The organism is Rouxiella sp. S1S-2 (assembly GCF_009208105.1).
Taxonomy (GTDB): Bacteria; Pseudomonadota; Gammaproteobacteria; order Enterobacterales; family Enterobacteriaceae; genus Rouxiella.
On record NZ_WFKL01000001.1, the window covers coordinates 2,090,444 to 2,112,471 of the forward strand.

At 53.1% G+C, this 22,028-nt stretch carries 17 protein-coding genes; 14 read left to right on the forward strand and 3 right to left on the reverse strand.

All coding sequences use genetic code 11. The features are described 5' to 3' along the window. Nucleotides 1-6: 6 nt before the first annotated feature. Entirely contained in the window at nt 7-1,086 is a 1,080-nt protein-coding gene (locus GA565_RS09860; RefSeq protein WP_152198307.1) for an IpaD/SipD/SspD family type III secretion system needle tip protein, read from the forward strand. Between the two features lie 35 nt (nt 1,087-1,121). Here the strand turns inward: GA565_RS09860 and GA565_RS09865 are convergent, their stop codons facing one another. Next, entirely contained in the window at nt 1,122-1,625 is a 504-nt protein-coding gene (locus GA565_RS09865) for a winged helix-turn-helix domain-containing protein (protein WP_152198308.1), read from the reverse strand. A 711-nt stretch (nt 1,626-2,336) separates the two neighbouring features. Here GA565_RS09865 and GA565_RS09870 point away from each other — a divergent pair. From GA565_RS09870 to astE, 5 genes are read left to right on the forward strand one after another with little or no spacing between them, the layout of a single operon-like run. Then, nucleotides 2,337-3,545 carry an aspartate aminotransferase family protein gene (locus GA565_RS09870; RefSeq protein WP_152198309.1) on the forward strand — a complete coding sequence of 403 codons (1,209 nt, stop codon included), beginning with the start codon at nt 2,337-2,339 and terminating at the stop codon, nt 3,543-3,545. A 34-nt stretch (nt 3,546-3,579) separates the two neighbouring features. Next, complete coding sequence (gene astA / locus GA565_RS09875; protein ID WP_152198310.1) at nt 3,580-4,653, forward strand: arginine N-succinyltransferase; 1,074 nt, start codon at nt 3,580-3,582, stop codon at nt 4,651-4,653. Continuing rightward, on the forward strand, nt 4,650-6,131 hold the full coding sequence (gene astD, locus GA565_RS09880; RefSeq protein ID WP_152198311.1) for a succinylglutamate-semialdehyde dehydrogenase: 1,482 nt from the start codon (nt 4,650-4,652) through the stop codon (nt 6,129-6,131). The genes astA and astD overlap by 4 nt, the downstream gene beginning before the upstream one ends. A gap of 27 nt (nt 6,132-6,158) precedes the next feature. Continuing rightward, nucleotides 6,159-7,505 carry an N-succinylarginine dihydrolase gene (gene astB / locus GA565_RS09885; RefSeq protein ID WP_152201408.1) on the forward strand — a complete coding sequence of 449 codons (1,347 nt, stop codon included), beginning with the start codon at nt 6,159-6,161 and terminating at the stop codon, nt 7,503-7,505. A gap of 32 nt (nt 7,506-7,537) precedes the next feature. Then, nucleotides 7,538-8,518 (forward strand): succinylglutamate desuccinylase, encoded by a 981-nt coding sequence (gene astE / locus GA565_RS09890; protein WP_152198312.1) that lies wholly within the window; start codon nt 7,538-7,540, stop codon nt 8,516-8,518. 69 nt (nt 8,519-8,587) lie between these two features. Here astE and GA565_RS09895 read toward each other — a convergent pair whose 3' ends face one another. Together GA565_RS09895 and GA565_RS09900 are read right to left on the reverse strand one after the other, a co-directional pair. Further along, nucleotides 8,588-10,414 carry a carbohydrate-binding protein gene (locus GA565_RS09895; RefSeq protein WP_193311891.1) on the reverse strand — a complete coding sequence of 609 codons (1,827 nt, stop codon included), beginning with the start codon at nt 10,412-10,414 and terminating at the stop codon, nt 8,588-8,590. A gap of 116 nt (nt 10,415-10,530) precedes the next feature. Then, nucleotides 10,531-11,304, reverse strand: coding sequence for a GntR family transcriptional regulator (locus tag GA565_RS09900; RefSeq protein ID WP_152198314.1), 774 nt, complete (start codon nt 11,302-11,304; stop codon nt 10,531-10,533). Between the two features lie 77 nt (nt 11,305-11,381). Here GA565_RS09900 and GA565_RS09905 point away from each other — a divergent pair, with 77 nt between their 5' ends. From GA565_RS09905 to GA565_RS09940, 8 genes are all read left to right on the forward strand, one after another. Further along, complete coding sequence (locus GA565_RS09905) at nt 11,382-12,653, forward strand: M20 family metallopeptidase (RefSeq protein WP_152198315.1); 1,272 nt, start codon at nt 11,382-11,384, stop codon at nt 12,651-12,653. A gap of 77 nt (nt 12,654-12,730) precedes the next feature. Further along, nucleotides 12,731-14,326, forward strand: a complete 1,596-nt coding sequence (locus GA565_RS09910) for an ABC transporter substrate-binding protein (RefSeq protein WP_152198316.1) — start codon at nt 12,731-12,733, stop codon at nt 14,324-14,326. Nucleotides 14,327-14,338: 12 nt separating this feature from the next. Beyond that, a complete protein-coding gene (locus tag GA565_RS09915; protein WP_152198317.1) occupies nt 14,339-15,286 on the forward strand; it encodes an ABC transporter permease in 948 nt (315 codons plus the stop codon). Then, the gene (locus tag GA565_RS09920) at nt 15,279-16,106 is read left to right on the forward strand and encodes an ABC transporter permease (RefSeq protein ID WP_152198318.1); all 828 of its coding nucleotides are present in this window, start codon (nt 15,279-15,281) and stop codon (nt 16,104-16,106) included. Before GA565_RS09915 ends, GA565_RS09920 begins: the two co-directional genes overlap by 8 nt. After that, nucleotides 16,106-17,773, forward strand: a complete 1,668-nt coding sequence (locus tag GA565_RS09925) for an ABC transporter ATP-binding protein (protein ID WP_152198319.1) — start codon at nt 16,106-16,108, stop codon at nt 17,771-17,773. The genes GA565_RS09920 and GA565_RS09925 overlap by 1 nt, the downstream gene beginning before the upstream one ends. 15 nt (nt 17,774-17,788) lie before the next feature. Continuing rightward, on the forward strand, nt 17,789-19,015 hold the full coding sequence (locus GA565_RS09930; RefSeq protein WP_152198320.1) for a M20 family metallopeptidase: 1,227 nt from the start codon (nt 17,789-17,791) through the stop codon (nt 19,013-19,015). Between the two features lie 3 nt (nt 19,016-19,018). Next, entirely contained in the window at nt 19,019-20,164 is a 1,146-nt protein-coding gene (locus tag GA565_RS09935) for a Xaa-Pro peptidase family protein (RefSeq protein ID WP_152198321.1), read from the forward strand. Nucleotides 20,165-20,263: 99 nt separating this feature from the next. Continuing rightward, nucleotides 20,264-21,952, forward strand: a complete 1,689-nt coding sequence (locus GA565_RS09940; protein ID WP_152198322.1) for a chloride channel protein — start codon at nt 20,264-20,266, stop codon at nt 21,950-21,952. Nucleotides 21,953-22,028: the final 76 nt, after the last annotated feature.

Genomic DNA, 22,028 nt, shown 5'->3' on the forward strand with positions numbered 1-22,028 from the left:
AAATTAATGACTATAAATGTTAACGTTCAATCCATTGGTTTTCAACAATTCAAGCTTCCGACTGAGGATAATAGCATCTCCGTTGTTGAGCCAGATGACAGTTTGGTACGCAGTGAATCTGCTTATTTAAATAAATTCTATTCTAGTAATATTGATCGGGCCATGATTCAGTTTGACAATATAAACCAAGGTCATGATAAAGTCAGTCGGGAGATTCAGGCTCATTGCCTGCAGCAGAATCTGGCCGGTCTCGACGCGCAGCTAAAATTCGTTAAGGCATACAATAATCTTGAATTTATGGCTGAAGAAACCGCACTGAATAAACAGTTCTCTGCACAGCTTAAAAACGCCCTTGGCCCTAATAATATAGCTCTTATTTCCAGTGCCGGCGCTGAAGATAAAACTCTCGCTGAACACGTTATAGGTATAATTGGAGGTGTTAAATCAAGTTATTATGACGTCTTTGAAGGGGCATTAAGTAAGTATATTGAGTTTTATAAAAAATTTAGTGATATCATTTCGGCAATGGGAAAGTGGGTTGAGAAAAAAGGTGACAATGGTAATTTGGTGTTTAAATTTGGTGAATTAGAGAAAGTGCTTAAAGAGCTCATGGAAGAATACACACCAAAAAACGGTCTAACAAACCAACTTTACCCTATCGATCATACTAAAAACGTCTCGAAAGCTGAAGCCGAGAAGTGGGCAAAGGATATGGGGCTTCCCGCCAGCAGCGTTTTGCATTCACCAATCGGAGGGGACCGTTATTATGTTGCTATAGACACCGCTCCAGTAAAAAAGATGCTTGAAAGTCTTTTAGATAAACTGAAAGTGGATAATGAAGGTAAACCTTTGCTTGATAGTAATGGAAAACCGGTGCATGCGGGCAACGATATGGAGATCACTAACACTCAATATCAGGCATGGCTTGCCGGTTTTAACGCCCAGGAAGAACAAATAAAGACCACGGTTCAATCTTTAACTGGGCGTTACAGTAATGCCAATTCTGTTTACGATAACATGATAAAAGTGTTGTCAAGTACGGTCAGCACTCTTGCAGATATGGCTAAACGTTTCTTTTCTTTCTAGTTGATAAAAAGATAAGTAATCTCCTCTTCGTTAATTTAATGGCTTTTTTCAGTGGATGTTGATACGGGGATTACGATATCTAAACTAACCTTAATATGTTGTTGACCAGAAATTTCAACATAAGAAAAGTTTTTTCCAAATAGGCTTTCCAGTATCCCCTGATATAAAATGGGTGTTTGCTCGGGTGCAACTTCATTGTTAGAGTCTGTAAGTTTTTTCGTTTCTGCTACGAAAATATAACCTTTCGAGTAAATCGTTTGAATATAAACATTTTGTTGATCTTGCTGGAATGTTTTTCTGAGAACGTAAATGCAACGTGCTAGCGACTCTTCTGATACTATAGTAGATCCCCACACTTGGTCTAACAATTCATTTTTTCCAACAAGCTTACCTGCCGATTCTATAAGGACCCTTAAAACAGCTAACTCCTTCGCCCCTGTTCTTATAAAACTATTGTTCTTCATGAGTTGGTTATCTTGTGTAAGAATAAAATCAAAAAATTTATAACCTACGTTTCTAAGTCCATCCTGACGATACATATCTATTCCCTTGTTTATAGTTGACAGATTAGATCATGTCTGACTTCAATTTTATTTACAATGATAATGCGCAGTTTTATTGATGCGTATTCTAGATTATTAATCTGATAAATTAATATATTTATATTTTTGAAGTTTATTGGATTTATTAAAATATAAAGGTTAACTATATTATTACTAACTCACATTTAGGTGAATCTTTATGATTTTGACAATATGACATCTTCTCTGTGTGAGAGCAAAACCGTCGATATCCTAAATGTTGTCATATTTTAGTGCTTGCAGAGCATTAATTTGGTGCAAACTTCGCTTTTTGAAATTCCTCATTGCGCATTAGATCACAAAAATTGAAGATAATTTTCAATTTATTGAGTTGCATAGTCATTCTGCAAGCCACATGCCAGTAAAGGGCTTTTTCATAAATATTCACTTTTTATGCACTAAATGTGAATGGTGGGCGGTTTTAACTTGTTGTTTTTTGGTGGTCATCCCTTTTTTATTCACTTTTTTCCTTTGCTGGCACGATGTCTGCACTCTATTATCAGTCTAACGCTCAGGTACAGATTGTACCTTTTCAAAGAATATCCCTCTTTAAACGAGGGGTAGGGATCTTGCACCCTGAATTTAGAGAATTGAGCATCGAGTGATAGTTAATCACCCGTGTAGACATGAGCGTCACGTTGACTAAAGTAAAACAATGATGAGGTTGATATGGAACACCAAGTAACCCGCCAACAGTTTAATGAGTATATGGTGCCGGTATATGCACCTGCCGAATTTATTCCGGTGCACGGTGCCGGATCTTGGCTGTGGGACCAAACGGGTAAAGACTATGTTGATTTTGCCGGAGGTATTGCGGTTAACGCACTGGGCCATCGTCATCCGGCCGTTTTACAGGCCCTGATCGAACAGGCAGAAAAAGTTTGGCATTTGGGTAACGGTTATACCAATGAGCCCGTTCTCCGCTTGGCTAAAAAGCTGGTCGACGCGACCTTCGCCGACAAAGTATTTTTCTGTAATTCGGGCGCTGAAGCTAACGAAGGCGCACTTAAGCTTGCGCGCTTGGTTGGACACGCTAAAAATGCGCACCAGAAAACCGAAATTATTGCTTTTAACAACGCATTCCACGGCCGCACGCTGTTTACCGTCAGCGCTGGTGGACAACCCAAATATTCGCAGGACTTTGCTCCTTTGCCGCCCGCTATTACCCATCTCCCATTTAATGACCTTGCTGCGGTGGCCGACCATATTTCGTCACGCACCTGTGCTGTCATTGTTGAGCCTATTCAGGGTGAGGGCGGTGTTGTTCCTGCCGACCCTGAATTCCTCAAGGGGCTGCGTCAGTTGTGTACACAACACGACGCGGTGCTGATTTTTGACGAAGTTCAAACCGGCGTTGGTAGAACTGGCGAGCTTTATGCTTATCAGGCTTACGGTGTGGTGCCTGATATTTTGACGACCGCCAAAGCCTTGGGCGGCGGTTTCCCTATCGGCGCAATGCTAACCGTTGACAGCCTCGCCGAGCACTTCCAGCCAGGCACTCACGGCACGACCTACGGCGGAAATCCACTTGCGACTGCGGTGGCCGGAAAAGTGCTGGAGCTTATCAATACGCCAGAGGTGTTGGGCGGCGTTGCACTGCGCCACCAGTGGTTTACCGATCGCCTGAATCAAATTAATCACCAGTACCACGTGTTTTCAGAAATCCGCGGTATGGGTTTGCTGATCGGCGCCGAGATGAGCGAACGTTTTAAGGGGCAGGCTAAGCAACTTAACCAGTTAGCAGCGGAAGAAGGTCTGATATCGCTGATAGCGGGTCCGAACGTGCTGCGATTCGCGCCTTCGCTGATAATACCGCAGGCCGACATCGAAGAAGGTTTAAACCGACTTGAACGTGCTGTTGCCCGGCTGTGTGCCTGAAACCAGCGTCATCTTTTGAAGTGAGGTAATTATCATGATGTTGATTCGTCCTGTGCGGCTCGGCGATATCGCCGATATCCTGCAGTTGTCAGGTAAGACCGGCATCGGTTTAACGTCTTTGCCTAAAGATGAAGCGCACCTGCGTACGCGGATTGAGCGGTCAGTCGCCACCTGGAACGGGGATTTAAGTAAATCTGAGCAAGGGTATCTGTTCGTGCTTGAAGACCTCACTCAGCACAAAGTGGTGGGCGTCAGCGCGCTTGAGGTAGCGGTTGGGCTCAGTGAACCTTGGTATAACTTCCGTCTCGGTACGCTGGTGCATGCCTCCAAGAGTCTGAATATCTACAAACCTGTTCCGACGCTGTTTTTAAGCAATGACCACACTGGCTACAGCGAGCTCTGCACGCTTTTTCTGGACCCAGATTATCGCCACAGCAAAAACGGACAGCTACTGTCGAAGGTTCGTTTTCTGTTTATGGCGGCGTTTCGCGACAGATTTTCGCCCAAAGTTATCGCCGAGATGCGCGGCGTTTCCGACGACAATGGCCATTCTCCCTTCTGGGACAGTCTGGGCCAGCACTTCTTCGGCATGGAGTTTGCCGAGGCCGACAGACTCACAGGCATGGGGCAGAAATCCTTTATTGCCGAGTTGATGCCCAAGCATCCGCTGTACACCGATTTACTCAGCGCCGAGGCGCGGGCAGTGATGGGGCAGGTTCATCCACAGACCGCTCCGGCCCGTTCATTGCTGGAGGCCGAAGGGCTGCGCTATCAGGGCTACGTCGATATCTTTGACGGCGGACCTACGCTTGAAGGCGACATAGACAGCCTGCGGGCCGTGAAAGAGAGTCGACTGCTGCCGGCGATTGTAGGCCACAGCGATTCTTTAGCCGATGAAACCTGCTATCTGGTCGCCAATGAAAACTATGCGGATTTCCGGGCAATATTAGTCACCGGAGATTCTGACCCATCAAGGTTGGTGCTTGACGCCGAATCTGCACGGGCGCTTGGCGTCACCTCCGGCGCAACGCTGCGCGTGGTGCCGCTGTTTACCGCTACAGGGCAAGGCACCTCAACCCGACAATTATCACAAGCGAGTGAACTATGACCCATCCAGCACTTTTTATTCAGGGACAGTGGCGCAGCGGACAGGGCGTGCTGCTGGAGAAATCAAATCCGGTTAGCAATGAACTGCTTTGGTCTGCCCTAAGCGCCAGCTCGCAGGACGTAGAGTCTGCGTGTCAGGCCGCCCGCGAGGCATTCCCCGCCTGGGCTCGCCAGACGCTTGCCCAGCGTGCGGAAATTATTCAACGTTTTGCCGCGCTGCTCACCGAAAATAAAACCAAACTGGCTGAGACCATCAGTCTGGAAACCAGTAAGCCGCGTTGGGAAACCCTGACCGAGGTGCAGGCGATGATTGGCAAAGTGGCTATCTCGCTTGAAGCCAACCAGCAGCGTACCGGTGAAAAACATACGCCGATGCCCGACGGTGAAGCGGTGTTGCGCCATCGTCCTCACGGCGTGCTGGCGGTATTTGGTCCCTACAACTTCCCAGGACATTTACCGAATGGGCACATTGTTCCTGCTCTGCTGGCGGGCAATACGCTGGTGTTCAAACCTAGCGAGCTCACCCCAGCCACCGCTGAAGCCACGCTCAAGCTCTGGGAGCAGGCAGGGCTTCCTGCAGGCGTGCTGAACTTGGTTCAGGGCGGCCGTTCTACCGGTGAAGCGCTGGCGGCCTCGTCACAGCTCGACGGCCTGCTGTTTACCGGCAGTGCTGGAACGGGTTATCAGTTACACCGACAATTGGCCGGACAGCCGGAGAAAATTCTTGCGCTGGAAATGGGGGGTAATAACGCGCTGATCGTTGAACCGGTGCAGGACATCGATGCCGCCGTTAACCTGACGATTCAATCGGCGTTTATTTCAGCGGGTCAGCGCTGCACCTGCGCACGTCGCCTGTTGGTTAAGCAGGGTCAGGCGGGGGATGTATTCCTCAAACGTCTGGTCGAGGTGACAAGCGCGTTGCGCGTTGGGGCCTGGGACGCAGAACCTCAGCCGTTCATCGGTGGCGTTATTTCTGATACAGCAGCGCGCAATATGCTCAACGCACAGGCGTCTTTGGTTGAGCTGGGTGGAAAATCATTATTGACCCTGGCTCGCCTAAGCCCTGACAACACCTTGCTCTCGCCGGGCATCATCGACTTGACCGACGTTGCAGGCGTGCCGGACGAAGAACACTTTGGGCCGTTGCTGAGCGTGATTCGCTATGCTGATTTTGATGAGGCAATCAGGCTGGCAAATCAAACTCGCTTTGGCTTGGCAACCGGCCTGATATCAGAACAGCGCGAGCAGTTTGACCGTTTGCTGCTCGAAGCCAGAGCCGGCATTGTTAACTGGAACAAGCCGTTGACCGGTGCCTCCAGCAATGCACCTTTCGGCGGGGTAGGTGCCTCTGGCAACCACCGTGCCAGCGCCTATTACGCCGCCGACTACTGCGCGTGGCCCATGGCGTCACTGGAAACTAACCGTATTGAGCTCCCTTCCGCGCTATCGCCGGGGATTGATTTTGGACAAGCAAAGTAACCCCCCTCACCATCGCTGGAGAACATGATGTCTGGATATGAAGTCAATTTTGATGGTTTGGTGGGTCTGACGCATCACTACGCGGGGCTGTCATTTGGCAACGAAGCCTCTACCCGTAACCAAAGCGCGGTCGCTAATCCCAAACTGGCGGCCAGGCAGGGCCTGTTAAAGATGAAGGCCTTGAGTGACCTTGGTTTTAAGCAGGGGGTATTGCCTCCTCACGAGCGTCCTCACTTGGCCACGCTGCGCCAAATGGGGTTTCACGGCAGCGACGCACAGGTGTTGTCGCAGGCCAATGCTTACGCGCCGCGCCTGCTTTCGTCGCTAAGCTCGGCTTCTGCGATGTGGGTTGCCAACGCTGCCACCGTTTCACCCTCCGCCGACAGCGCCGATGGGCGCGTGCATTTCACCGTCGCCAACCTCAACAACAAGTTTCACCGCGCCATTGAGGCAGACACGACCTCGGCTATTCTGCGCGGTACATTTAGTCATGCGCAACACTTTGCGCACCACGCCGCGCTGCCGCAGATGGCAAGCCTTGGCGACGAAGGCGCGGCTAACCATAATCGTCTTTGCGTGGAATATGACCGACCCGGCGTACAGGTGTTTGTTTATGGTCGTGATGGGCTGGTCACCGGCAATAACGAACCGGTACGCTATCCGGCCAGACAGACCCGGCTTGCCAGTGACGCAGTGGCACGATTGCATCAGCTTGACGCGTCACGCACGGTGTTTATTCAGCAGGATCCGCAAGCTATCGACAGCGGCGTTTTTCACAATGACGTCATCTCGGTCAGCAATCGTCAGGTGCTGTTCCATCACCAGCAGGCGTTTGTAAACCAGCAGGCGGCGTTTGATGAAATTCGCCGCAAAATGGCCAGCGTCGAATGTGAATTCCAGCCGATTGAAGTGCCACAATCGCGTGTTTCACTTGATGACGCCGTCGCGACCTATCTGTTTAACAGCCAGTTGCTCAGCAAGGCCGACGGCAAAATGACCATTGTGGTGCCAGAAGAATCGCGCCAGCATGCTGCCGTGTGGGACTATTTGTCCGATCTGCGCGACAACGGAGGTCCTATCAATCAAATAGAAGTCTTCGACCTGCGCGAAAGCATGCGCAATGGTGGTGGCCCAGCCTGTTTAAGACTGCGGGTAGCGCTTAACGAAACCGAGCTGGCGGCGGTAAATCAGGCTTCTCTGATGAATGACGTGCTGTTTAATCGACTCAATGTTTGGGTCGACAAACACTATCGTGACCGCATGCAGCAGGAAGATTTAGCCGATCCACAGCTATTGACCGAGGTTCGCCACGCGCTTGACGAGCTCACGCAAATACTGCAGTTAGGGAGTATCTATCCTTTCCAGCAGTTCTGAAGCCGTTAAATTCACGTTAAGGAGCCTGAGTCATGTTTGACGTATTAACACTGACAATGGAGGGAACGCCTCCCGTTCAGCCGGTCGGACAATTGCCTCATCTCGACTGGCAATGGCTGGCGGAAGGCGTGCTTGAGCTTTCCCCGCGGCAGCCTTGCACCCGAGCCGTCGTGCTTTCAGCGGGGGTACACGGCAATGAAACCGCCCCGATTGAGCTGTTGAATGAGTTGGTGGCCGAGCTGCTGACAGGAACGCGGCCACTCAATGTTCGCCTGCTGGTGGTGTTGGGGAATCCGCCGTCAATGCGAGCCAATAAACGCTTTGTGCAGGCGGACATGAACCGCATGTTCGGCGGGCGTCATGCCCGCTTTCCCCTGAGTGAGGAAACCGTACGGGCGCAGCAGCTCGAGCATCTTTTAGCGCAGTTCTTCCGCAGTGCTACGGCGGCCGGCACCACGCAGCGCTATCATTACGACCTGCATACGGCGATCCGCGGCTCTCTGCACCTGCGTTTTGGCCTGCTGCCTTTCCAACCGCGTCCTCACGCGCCAGAGATGCTGCAGTGGTTGGAAAGGGCAGGGTTAGAGGCGTTGGTTTATCACCGTTCGCCTGGCGGCACGTTTACCCATTTCAGCAGTGAAGTTTTTCAGGCCGAGAGCTGTACACTGGAGTTGGGCAAAGCGCTGCCGTTTGGGGGTAATGATCTTGGTCAGTTTAGCCAGATAAAACGGGCACTTGAGGCATTGGTCAGTGATGTTCCTGCCGTCGAGCGTCAAGGTGAGCCGATGAAGCATTACCAGGTGGTGCAGGATATTTTGCGTGAACAGCAGGACTTCGCGCTGCATATTCCTGCCGATGCGCTCAACTTCACGGCTTATCCGCAAGGCTACATGCTGGCCGAACAATCAGGTAAAACCTATCGCGTGGAGCATCGCGAGGAAGTGGTGCTGTTTCCGAACCCTAACGTGGCGTTGGGGCTGAGGGCAGGGCTAATGCTGGTGTTGAAATCGTAGACTAACCTTACAAAAAGCCGCCTGCATGGCAGGCGGCGGGGTACAACGGTTAATTTTTAAAACGTGAAATTAGATTGCTTTCCACAGTGAGAAGGCGGCAACTGGGTTCCAGGACTCAATTGCAGAGTGTGGTTGCAGGCAACGATATTTTTTGCCCTGATAGGTCACTACGGTGCCTGCTTTATAGGCAGTCCCTGTTTTCCAATCACTTTCGGAAGGCGCAACAACCGTGTCGTCACTGGTTTTAGCCGTAAACGTCGCGCTTGCAGCGGATTGCACACCCTTGGCCGTTTCAGCAATAACGTAATAGCGATAAGTCGTGCCTGCGGTGAGACCACTTTCACGTAACTCTGAGTTCGCGGTGGTGGCAGTCTTAACGCCGTTACGATAAACGTGATACTTCGTTACGGTCACGTTATTGACAGGTTTCCAGCTTAGGTTCAGAGAGTTTTTAGTCACTGAATGTACAGCCAGGCCGTTCGGTGCATGCGGATGAACGACAGCGTCTTCTTCATCTTGAACGATTTTTGCATTAACCGTTTCACTTGCCTGAGAACGATTGCCTGCTGCGTCGTGAGCTACAACATGGTAGCTGTGTTCAATACCCGCTACAGCCGCGTTGTCTTTCCATGTTGTGAAAGGCGTTGCATCAGTCTTTCTGCTGTCACGATAAATCCAATAACCGGTAACCCCAACGTTATCGGTCGAAGGCTGCCAGTTAAGAGTGATAACCTTACCCGTTACGCTTGCCTGCAGATTACCCGGTGCTGTCGGTGCGGTATAGTCTACATCTGGGGCTGGTGTAGAATTGTCGCCCGCCGCTTCCCGCATATCATTGATGTATTCTACCTGGTGTTCCAGGTTCATCTGTTGATTGTTCGAACCCAACGCCCACACAAAAAATCCGCCATAATTATTCTTTGCCTGCCATTCTGCACGCGCAACGTTATTCTCTTTTGTTTCTACAAATCTATTGCCCGGAGCCCACTGGTCATTAATTGTGGTACCAAGGACAATCTTTGACTTGTCGCCAACCGCGTTGGCGTAGTTATTCATTGCCACGGCATACTTGAAGTCACGACCTGCGTCATAAGCCATCACATTGTAAAAGTCGAACACGCCTTTACTGCCAGTCAGCAGTGGCAGCACTTCACCAGAGTGGTCGGATCCAATGAAAGAACAATTTCCGCTATCTGAGCCGTTTAGGCACTCAATCGGATCGGCGCCCACGTGATAAGTGGTCAAGCTAAGCAATTTCGTGCTGTTTGCTCCGATCAATTGACGTATGCGCTGGGCTAGCAGGAGAAGGTTATTGTTTTCTTGCGGAGTAAGGCGCGCTCCTTTTTCGAAATCAAAATCTATGCCATCGAGATATACAGTTCCCGCTTTTTGGTAATGGGTCATGTTGCATGGAGTATCGCTGGACGAGCATTCACCCTGCATCTCTTCAGGTTTAAGATTCTTTTTATAAACCGGGAAGCCTGTATCCAGAAGTTTGACCAAGCCTTGTGCGATGTTTTCACGAGCCGCTGGCGAGTCTAAATATGCCCACATCCTTTCATAGGTTTCACCGCCAAAGGCGACCATCATTTTCTTTTCAGGATGATCGAGTTTAATCGTTGTCCAGGTTTCGTAAGCGGTTCTATCTAATGACCATTCATTGTATTTGGGAATCGAGATGATATGGTCAGACGAATTGATGTTACCCGCAGCATCCCATTCTCCAAAAGAGAGCAGGAAGGTATCAACTTTGGTGTTCTCCAGGTCTGTATGTGCATTAAGTGGCAGTCCCCACGAGGTCAAATAACTGATCGTGCGGTTTTGGTCGGCCGCCAATGCAGGCTGTGTCAGTAATGCAGCCCCAACCAATAAAGCTATACGTAACTTGTTCAACATGAATCCTATAAAAGTAAAAGGTATTTTCGTTGAACAATTTATACACAACATGGGCTGGAGAAACTTCTGCACTTCATTAAGACTTTTAGTATGTGAAGGTCAGCAAAACCGTAATATTACCGAATTTCATTCACATAGACGTAATTATCAGTGCTAAAGCGATGATGCGCCAAGATAACCGGCAGTGCGCTTTGGTCAAAAGATACCTCGTCAATCACCATTACCGCGTGGGGTGCAGTGAGCTCCAGCAGTCGCAAGTCCTCGTCATTGGCAAGCACAGCCGTGATCTGTTCACGCACCGCCGCCACGCGCACGCCGTATTTTTCCAGCAGAAAACGATAAAGCAGCGGGGGCAGATTTTCGGCCTTCGGGAAGTCGGGCAGGCGATCGGCGGCGAGTACCAACTGCTCATGCATGGTCGGTGCGTCTTTTATTTTTCGTAAACGTTTAAGACGAATAACCGGTGCTTGCACCGAAATATTGAGCTTCTCCGCTTCATATTCACTCGCATGGCCTGTCTGATAATCAAGCAAGATAGTGTGCGAATGCACCAGTGACCCGTCACGGCCGTGCAAGCGAAAATATTGGAAAAAATAGCTCAAATTGTGCAGCGGAGCCCAGCCGGTCACCACCGTGCCGGTTTTACGCCGCCTCATCAGCATGCCTTCGGTGGTCAGGGCCGACAGCGCTTTCCTCACCGTGCCTACCGATACACCAAAATCAGCCGCCAGCGCATTTTCGCTTGGCAACACCATGCCCGGCGTCAGTTGCCCCATCAGAATAGATTCGCTGATATGACGTTTCACGACCTCATACAGCGGCGCGCCTTCCCTGTCGCTTAAACGAGCAAAGCTGCTTGCTTCCTGCTCACCTTTATTTTGTTGGCTCATACCTGATTACCTATTGACCTGAAGGGATATCTGCTTTATCTATAAACTATATAGAAATAGGACTGAGTGAGTATAGCATGCCGTTTAAAGGAAGTTTGCAAATTGCATTAGATTCCATCGGCCAGGATTCAAAGGCCATTTTACAAGACCTGAGTCAAATGCTCGAGGTGGATACCTGTTTCCCGCCGGGTACTGGCTATCCGGCTTTTGCTGACCTGATGCAGTCTTTGCTTACGCCAATGGGATTCTCTTTTAAACGCGCTATTGTGCCCGAAGCGCTGTGGCAAACGCCGGACGGCAGTGCGCAGGGTGAACGAGTAAACCTGATTGCTTCATTCGACGGCGGTGCCCGTGAGGCCTGCAATCTGTATTTTCATGTCGATACCGTTCCGGCGGGCGATGGCTGGACTCATCCACCGCTGGCGTTGACGCAGGTGGATAACAAGCTGATAGGGCGCGGCAGCGCTGACATGAAAGGCACCATTGTTGCCACGCTGGCGGCTATTCGTGCCGCACAGCGCACAGGACTGGCGCTGCGGTTCAACCCTGTGCTGCTGCTGTGCACTGACGAAGAGGGCGGTCTATATCCTGGTGTTCGCTATCTGGCGGAGCAAAAGCTGTTTGCAGGCCACATGCTGAGCTTCAACGGCGGTGCGGTGCCGCGTATCTGGGGTGGCTGTTTCGGCAGTATCGACCTCAAAATCAGCGTAATCGGTCGCTCTGCACATTCAGGCGATCCGGTCGGCGGCATCAACGCCATTGAACAAAGCCTGCCGCTGCTTAACGCGCTGCATGCACTGAAACTGCAGGTCGAGCAGCGTGAGTCGGCGATGCCGTCACCGCCGCACTATGAGGGGCGTCCGCTGACCTCGCGACTGACGCTGGCAGCGGTGCAGGGCGGCAGCAAAGGCTCAACCATTCCTGCACGTTTTGACCTGCTGGTTAATCGTCGCTATTCGCCAGAGGAGCCGTTCGAGCACGTATGGCGCGAACTGTCCACCTGCATTGAGCAGGCAATGGCCGGTTCGGCGGCGCTGGCAGTTGAATATCATCTTATTGGACATCTGGCCCCGGTCAGTGACCCAGGCGGTCCACACTGGCCGCGCTGGCTGTCGGCACTCAGTCAGGGCTTCGGTTTTGACGCAAACGATTTCGCCGTGTGGGGATCGTCTACCAGCTCTGATATGGGTTGGGTGCAGCAGGCCGGTATTAAAGAAATTTTGCTGGGTGGGTTAGCCCGCCCCGAGAATCGAATCCATGCGTCGGACGAGTACACCACGATGCAGGATATCGTTGCTTTGGCTCAGTCAATTTTGGCCTATTTATCGGCCGATTTTCAGCCCGAGTAATTTTTAGATTTATTTTTTATTTAAAACACCAATTCGCCAACCCAGGGTATTTCTGACTAACCAGTGAGGAAGTAATCATGTGTGCAATGAAAGACGTTAACCGCCGCCAGTTCATCGCAGGCACCACCGTATTGACCGGTGCAGCCATGCTTCCCGGGTCCGCTAAAGCCGCCGCACCTGCCTCCAGTGGCACGCCTGCCACAGGCACACCACGCCGCGGTGGGGTGCTGCGCATCAGTGTCGATCAGGCTGCCAACATGCTCAATCCCCAGCAGGCGAGGGTCAATCCCGAATATCTGCTGGCCGAATTGCTCTATAGCGGTCTGACCCGACTCACGCAGGACATGAAAGCCGAGGCTGACCTGGCGGTGAGCTGGAAGCCGAATGCGGACCTTTCACAGTGGACCTTTACCCTGCGCAAAGGCCTGACATTCCACGACGGTTCAAGCTGCACCGCCAAAGACGTGGTTGCCAGCCTTAACGCCATTCTCGACAGCAAAAATGCCTCACCGGGTCAGCGCAATATCGGGCCGATTAAAACCATTACCGCCAGCGATGACGCCACCGTGGTGATAACCACCGACGGCGCCTATGCCGACCTGCCAGTGATGCTGGCCTATCCCGACGCCAAAATCGTTCCCGCCGCAATCGCCGAAGGGCAGTTGGCGCGCCTGAGCAAAGAGGCTATTGGTACCGGTCCGTTCAAGCTAGTGTCGTTTGACCCCGAGCGGCTGGTGGTGGTCGAGCGCAATCCGCACTATTACGACCCAGAGCGCCCGTACCTCGACCGTGTGGAAGTGGTGGTTTATCCCGATGCCATTGCCGAAGGGTCTGCACTGATTTCCGGCGATACCGACCTGATGCAGGCGGTACAGTCCACTGAATTTCCGCGTCTGTCAAAATCGACGGGCGTTATTCCTTTGCGTGTACCGGCCGGGCAGTTTCTTAACGTTAACATGGCCTGCGACGCCAAACCGTTCAACGATGTCCGCGTGCGTCAGGCGCTGGCGCTGTGCGTAGACCGCGCCGCGATGGTGGACTTTGTGGCTAACGGTTTCGGCACGCCGGGCAACGATACCCCGCTTAACACCGCCTATCAGTATTACCTGAAAGAGCCTTTAAAGCAGGCCAACTATGCCAAAGCCAAAGCGCTGCTGGCCGAAGCGGGCTATCCGGACGGGCTGGATATCACACTGATTGCCTCCGATAAACCGTCAACGCGCACCCAGCTTGGCGTGGCGCTGCGCGAAATGGCTAAACCGGCGGGATTTCGCATCAACGTGCAGACCATGGCCAACAGCACCTATCTGGATCAGGTGTGGAAGAAGGGCAATTTCTACGTCGGTTTCTACAACATGCAGGCCACGGCGGATGCGGTGTTCTCGCTGCTGTATACCTCAAAGGCCTCGTGGAACGAAACGCGCTGGAACAACGCCGATTTTGACAAGGTGGTGCAGTCAGCGCGTGAAACCGACGACGTAGCCAAACGCAGCGAGCTTTATGGTCAGGCGCAGAAACTGATGCACGAACAGGTGCCGTCAATGATCCCAACTTTCTTCGACCTGCTGGCCGCCAGCCGTGATTACGTTGCCGGTTATCAGTTAAATCCGCGCGGTGCCGTATTCCGTCTCGACCATGTTTGGCTGACGGCAAAAGCGCCAAACCGTAAATAAGCAGGGGGCAGTGTGACGGCGAGTTATCTTTTAAAACGTTTGATGCTGGTGATTTACACCCTGCTGGTGGTGTCGCTGCTGGTGTTTGGCATTACCCAACTGCTGCCCGCCGATGCGGCGGTGACGCTGTTGGGCCAAAATGCCACGCCAGAAGCATTGGCGGCGGTACGGGCAAGGTTGGGGCTTGATGCTCCGGCCTGGCTACAGTATTGGCACTGGCTCCGCGGCGTGTTGCACGGTGATTTTGGCGTGTCGATGCGCAACGGATTACCGGTGGCGCCGACTATTTTGGCGGCGCTCGGGCGTTCGCTGCTGTTGGCGGCCTGCGCGCTGGTGCTGATGCTGATTATTGCGATTCCACTGGGGATTTGGGCCGCCGTTCGCCGAGGTAAAATGGCCGATATGCTGGTCAGTGTCCTTTCCTACGTGGGCATTTCGTTTCCGGAGTTTGTGACTGCCACACTGCTTTTACTGCTGTTCGCCGACGTTTGGCAAGTGCTGCCCGCCACCGGTTATGTTCCGCTGACGGAAGATTTTTGGGGCGGCGTAAGTCACCTCATTTTACCCTCCGTGACCGTGGCACTCATTCTAGTGGCGCACGTTTCGCGCATGGTGCGCTCGGAAATGGTTGACGTGCTGCAAACTGATTATATCCGCGCCGCCCACCTCAAAGGCCTGTCAAAGCGCCGAGTGCTGTGGCGTCATGCCCTGCGCAACGGCCTGTTGCCGACGATTACTATCGTTGCCCTCGACGTGGGTTATCTGCTTGGCGGTATCGTGGTGGTCGAAGAAATTTATGCTATCCCAGGCATTGGCCGCGAGCTGATTGTTGCCGTGCAGGCCAGAGATTTACCGACCATTCAGGCGGGCGTACTTATTCTTGCCGCCACTTATTCAATCGTCAATTTCCTGGCCGATTTGGCCTATGTCTATCTTGATAAGCGGATCAGTTATGCGTGATGTAATAAAGCATTTAGTCCGCTCTCCGCAGGGCGCCGTTGGACTGTTTATTTTAATTATTGCCGCACTGATGGTGTTGGGGGGCGCGCATATTGCCCCTTACGACCCCGAGGCGCTGTCAATAATGGCACGTTATAAGCCGCCTGGCCTTGAACACTGGCTCGGCACCGACCAGCTTGGCCGCGATATTTTTAGCCGAGTCATGATAGGGGCTCGCGCCACTATCGTGCTGTCGCTGTTGGCCACGCTGATGGCGATGGTGATAGGTGCCATTGTTGGCACCGCCAGCGCTTACCTCGGCGGAAAAGTCGATGAAGCGATTATGCGCACCATGGACGCGGTCATGTCGATCCCCAGCCTGCTGTTTGCGCTGCTCATTGTCAGTACCCTCGGGCAGAGCAGTTTCAACGCCGTGCTGGCAATAACCATTGCTTTTATTCCCGGCATGGTGCGCATCGCGCGCAGCGTTTCACTGGCCGCGCGTCAGCAGGACTACGTTAATGCCGCGATTGCCCGCGGGGAGTCGACAACTTATATCATTTTACGCGAAATGCTGCCCAACATCGTGGCACCTATCATCGTTGAGGCGACTATCCGCGTAGCCTTCGCCATCATGCTGTTTGCCACGTTGAGCTTCCTTGGGCTGGGCGCCCAGCCGCCCGAGCCGGAGTGGGGGCTGATGGTCTCCGACGGACGCGCGTATTTCTTCAACGCGCCATGGATGATGTTGGCACCGGGCATCGCCATCGCCCTGATTGCCATTGGTTTTAACCTGCTCGGCGATGGCCTGCGCGATGCGCTGAACCCAAGGAGCCATTGATGACTCTTATTGCGACACAATCTGACGCCGTTTTATCGATAGAGGATTACAGCCTCGACTATTTGCTGCCAAAGGGTGATGCCCTGCAGGTGCTAAAAAACATCAACTTGAGTGTTAAACGCGGTGAAGTGGTGGGACTGGTGGGCGAATCTGGCTCAGGTAAAACCACGCTGGGTTGGTCGATTATGCGCTACATGGCCGCCAACGCCCGCGAACGCAGCGGAAAAATCATGCTGCAGGGGCATGACCTGCGCCAGATGCCGCAAAACCAGATTGAAGGACTGCGCGGCGGCAAGCTGGGCATGATTTTTCAGGATCCAAGCGCCTCGCTTAACCCAACGCTGACGCTGGGCGAGCAGGTGACAGAAGTGCTGATTCGCCATCGCGGACTCAATGGCAAACAGGCGATGGAGCTGGGTATTCAACTGCTCACCGACGTCGAGCTTAAAAATCCGGCGGCGATGATGCAGCGCTATCCGCATCAGGTTTCCGGGGGTGAAAAACAGCGCGTGCTGATTGCTACCGCCTTTGCCTGTCAGCCCGACTGCCTGATTTTTGACGAACCCACTACCGCACTGGATGTGATCAGTTCGGCGCAAATTCTGGAGCTGTTTGCCCGCCTGCGCGAAGAGACCGGTGTGGCGTCACTGTATATATCTCACGATTTGGCGCTGGTTTCCTCGGTGGCCGACAGCGTGTGCGTGCTGGAAAAAGGGCATATCGTGGAGCAGGCCGCGGCTAACAATTTGTTTTCTTCTGCGCAGCATGCCTACACGCAGAAGCTGGTGGCCGCCGTGCCTGACCCAGCACATCGCCTGGTGGATGACGCACCGGTCTCAAACCAGCCGCTGTTACGTCTTGACGGCGTGAGCATCGATTATGGCCATCACGGCGTCATCGACAGGCTGTTGCGCCGCAAAAATACTCAAACTCGCGCCGCCTCTGACGTCAGTTTTACGCTACATCAGGGCGAAATCCTCGGCATTGTCGGCGAGTCAGGCTCGGGTAAATCTACCCTGGCCAAGGCGCTGACCGGACTGGTGCCGTTTAGCGGCAAACTCGATTTCAGCGGCTATAGCCTGTACGGCAAAGGCGAAATGGACAAAGAGTACCGCCGTAGGGTGCAGATGATTTTTCAACACCCCGATGCGTCGCTTAATCCCCGCCAGCGTATTGGCGAAATTATTGCCCGCCCGCTGCGCCTGTACGGGCTGCCAAAAGGTGAAACTGAAGCACAGGCGGTGGCCAGATTGCTCGAAGACGTGCGCCTGCCTGCCGAATTTGCACGGCGCTTTCCCCACGAGCTTTCCGGCGGCCAAAAGCAGCGCGTCGCCATTGCCCGCGCCTTTGCCAATCCACCCGATTTAGTGATTTGCGATGAAATTACCGCCGCGCTCGACGTGTCGGTACAGGCGACGGTGATTGAGCTGCTCCTGACGCTGCGCCAGCGCTATGGCACCGCTTATCTTTTTATTACTCACGACTTGAATCTGGTGCGGCAAATCGCCCATCGCGTCGCGGTGATGTATCGCGGTGATTTGGTCGAGATGCTGCCCGGCAAAGAGATGCGGCAACACGCGAAGCATAACTATACCCAAGCGCTGCTGGCGGCGGTGCATACGCCTGCCGCAGGCGCCCTGGAACCCCAACGTATTGAACTCTCCTGAATGAAAGGTTTACCGATGAATTCTGAACAGCTTTTGGCTTCGATAGATGATGAATATTGCCTGAGTTTTCTGGCGCGCATGGTGCAACATAAAAGCTACAGCGCTACCGACGGTGAGCGCAGGTTAGCGGAGTACATGGCCAGTCAGATGCAGGCGCTGGGGCTTGAGACTCAGCTTCAACCGGTTCCGGGAGACCGTTTAAATGCGATTGGCACACTGCCAGGCGTGGGCGGCGGCGGCAACAGCCTGCTGTTTAACGGGCATCTTGATACCAATCCGGTGACCGAAGGCTGGACCGTTGACCCGTGGGAAGGGAAAATTGACGACGAGTTTATCTACGGCATCGGCGTGTCGAATATGAAGGCCGGTGACGCCGCCTATTTCTGTGCGCTGAAAACGCTGATTGACGCGGGGGTCAAGCTCAAGGGCGACGTTATTCTGACCTACGTTGTGGGCGAGTTGCAGGGCGGGGTGGGCACTATCGCTGCTATAGAACAGGGCATCAAGGCCGATTACTTTATCAATTCCGAACCCACCGACGTGCAGGCGCTGACCATGCACGCGGGGTCACTGATGTTCACCATCGAGCTGACCGGCGATACCCGCCACTTATCTAAGCGCGAGGAGGCGGTAGACGCCATCGTCGCGGCGATTGAGCTCATTCCACAAATCAATGCCATGACGTTTACCGGTGCTGAAACTGCCGATCATTTGAAAATTAACCGTGGGCATATCGGGTCAATTCATGGGGCATTGGGCCGCGAGTTGCAGGACTGGCGTCCACCACAGGTGGCGGATTTTGTGCGTTTGAAAGGATCAGCGCGATTTGCACCTGGCCAAACCGTTGACGGAGTATTGGTCGATATTCAGCATCTGCTCGATGCGCTGTGTGCAAAATATCCCGGCCTGCAGGCCGAGCTGATTGACGATGGCAAACGCGACCGCCCAACCATGCTGCCGTTTGAAGTCTCTGGCGAATCGCCGATTGTCAAAGCGGTCGGGCGCGCCTATCGTCAGATTCGCGGTGAAGATCAGCCTACCGGCGTCATTACCCCTCCGGCTTTTTACGGGACCGACGCGGCGCACTTTTACCAGATGTTAGGAATGGAAGGCATCGTTTGCGGTCCGGGCGGAAAATTCAATACCATGCCGGACGAGCGTGTGCACATTCGCGATTTTCTGGACATTGTGCGCATCTATCTGCTGGCGATCCTAGAGATTTGCCAACCGGTTGAGGAATAACCCATGCCTGCGCCTGTCAACACGTCTGCTTTGATTCGTACGCGTGAGGCGATGCGTGCAGCAGGTTCAGACCTGCTGCTTATTGACCACGCCGAGCTGCTGTTTTGGCTAACCGGCTTTACCGTATCCGAAACGATGTATCGCGCCTGTTTGGTTCCCCTTCACGGGGAGCCTTGGATAGTGTTGCGCGCGCTGGACGCGGCACCGTGCACGCAGTCCGGCTGGATAAGTGACATTGTCACTTATCATGATGATGAAAACCCGTGGCAGTGCGTCGCCAACAGCATTATTGCACGAGGATTTCAGCGCGCAGCGCTAGGTGCTGATTATCACTCTTACGGCATGACAGTTTATACCCTGCAGCAGCTTGCTGGCCGACTGCCTGAGGTACACTGGATAGAAATGAGCGGCGTCAGCGACAGCCTGCGACAGGCTAAATTCCCCACCGAAATCGATAAACTGCGGCAGGCGGCCGGGGTCGCCGACAGGGCTTATTTGGCCATTGAGCAGCAGGTGCACGCGGGGTGGCGAGTGCGTGATGTTGCGGCGCTGTGTGCGGGTATTTTTCTGCGCGAAGGGGCTGACAGCGGTGAAACCGGTCCGATAGTCCGTTCAGTGGGTGACAGTGGTTTTTTACATGCGCAGACGCATGACGAGACCCTGAATCGCGCCGATATTTTACATGTTGAACTGACGCCAAAAGTCGATTATTACAGCGCGCGGTTGATGCGACCGTTTATCGTCGGCGGTCCTTCCACGCAGCAGTCATCGGTCTCTGCTCAGCTGATTGCTCTTCAGGATCAGCAAATTGCCGCGATGAAACCCGGCGTTTGTGCCGCTGAAATCGATGCCATCGTGCGCGACGGCGTGCTCAATGCCGGACTGCGCGGTGAATACGGTAATGTCACCGGCTATGCGCTGGGAATTTATGGCCGCACGCCGCGGCCGAGCGATTTCTCACACTGCTTTACCCCTGAGTCGCACTGGTGGCTGGAGGAAAACAGTGTGTTTCATATGTATACCTCTGCGCAGGGGCTGGCGTTCAGTGAAACGGTGTGGGTTACGCCCGAAGGTGGCGTGCGCCTTAGCCAACTGCCACGGAAGCTTTTTTCCCTGCATGAGTGTCCAGATGACCGTTTGCCAATATAGTTTGCACAACATCTAAACTTCCTTATTACCAAATCGCTGAGTAATGCTATGATTTCTTCTAAAGAAATACCCCGCAAGACTCAGTGAATTAGGAAAATAATGGGCTTTAAAGCGCTGCAAAAATCCGATTGGGTAAACGTGTTGATTGCTATTCCCGCCGGGATTATTGCTGCATTAGTGACCATCGGTTTTCGTCTGGCGATTAGCGGCATAAACGGCCTGATGTTTACCGATGGTTCGGATATAACCCGTGCTTTCCGTGAATATCCTCTCCTGGCCTGGCCGCTCATCACCACCATCGGCGGTCTGGTGGCCGGTTTCATTCTGTATTGGGCAATGCGCCATGAGTCACGCAACGGTAAAATGCCCGATTATCTCGACGTTATCGATCAACGGCTGCCGGGTATTCCGGTGGTCAGCACTTTGCTGCGTTCACTGTCGTCGCTGGCCAGTATCGCCAGCGGAGGCTCTATCGGTCGAGAAGGCGCGATGGTACAACTTTCGGCGCTCAGCGGCAGCCTGCTAGGGCGCTTTAGCCGATTTTCAACCCTGCATCAGTCCGACGTAATTGCCATGGCCGCCGCCGGAGGGTTGGCTGCGGTCTATCACGCGCCGTTTGCCGGTGCGCTGTTTGTCGCCGAAATCGCCTTTGGCGTCACTGCCGTTCAACGGCTTATTCCGCTGTTTATTTCCGCCTCGGTGGCCGTGTTGACGGTGCGTTCCCTGACCCACTATGCCCCGCTTTATCTCTATTCATCCGCCGTATTTAGCCCGACGCCGAGTGCGATTATTACCGTACTGGCGATAGGCGCTATTACCGGCATTTTGGGTCCGCTGTTTATTGCCTCGATTGATAAAGTCCGCAAGACGATGCAACCGATAAGCCATCCCGCGCTGCGTCTGGGGCTGGGTGGGCTGGCGGTAGGGCTGGTGGCTATGGTTTCGCCGCTGGTGCTGGGTAACGGCTTTGAAGTGATCGACCTTATTCTCAACAACGGCAATCTGCACACTTCGCTGCTGCTGTTGCTGGTGCTAAAAATTGTCGCGACGGCAATTACTGTCGGCTCAGGTGCGGTGGGTGGGCTGTTTACCCCGTCGCTGCTGATTGGCGCGGCGGGCGGGGCGCTGGTTTGTACCTGTCTGCAGTGGATGGGGTTAGATCCCGGGCCAATGGGGCTGTATGCCGCGATTGGCATGAGTGCGCTGTTGGCCGCGACCAGCCATGCACCGCTGATGTCGATTATGATGGCGTTTGAAATGACCCTCAACAGCTCGCTGCTGTTCCCGCTGATGCTGGCTACGGCGATTTCTTACGTAGTGGCCTCGCGCTTCAAGGCCAGCGGAACTTATCCGGTGTTAACCCGCCATAATGCACGCTTTGCGGCAAAAAGTGATTTTGAAAACGGCACGGTCGCCGAGCTGATGTGCCCATGTTCTAAGATGTATATTGACGCGACGCTCGCAGAAGTGGTGAGTGAAGGGCTGAAACAGCGCACGCGTTTTGTCTACGTTGTCGACAGAGAAGAGCGTTTTCTCGGCGTGGTACCGACCAACGTGCTAGCCAGTGGCATTATCGACGGTACGCTGAGCAAAGAGAGCCGCATTGACACCTACATTGAGCACGAATTTATCGTGCTTTATCAGCAGTCGAGCTACGAGCAGGCTTGGGCAACGTTCAGTTCGTCACCGCTTGAACGCCTGCCGGTGCTTGAAAACGCCCAATCGCGCCGCCTGCTGGGTGTAATCACCAAAGCGGCACTGCTGAGTAAGGCGAAAGATTTTCTGTAGTTCGGTCAACTACCCCCAAATAGCCAGTCACGTCTCCTGACATAAATAAGCGCTCATATATGGGCGATAAAACCTT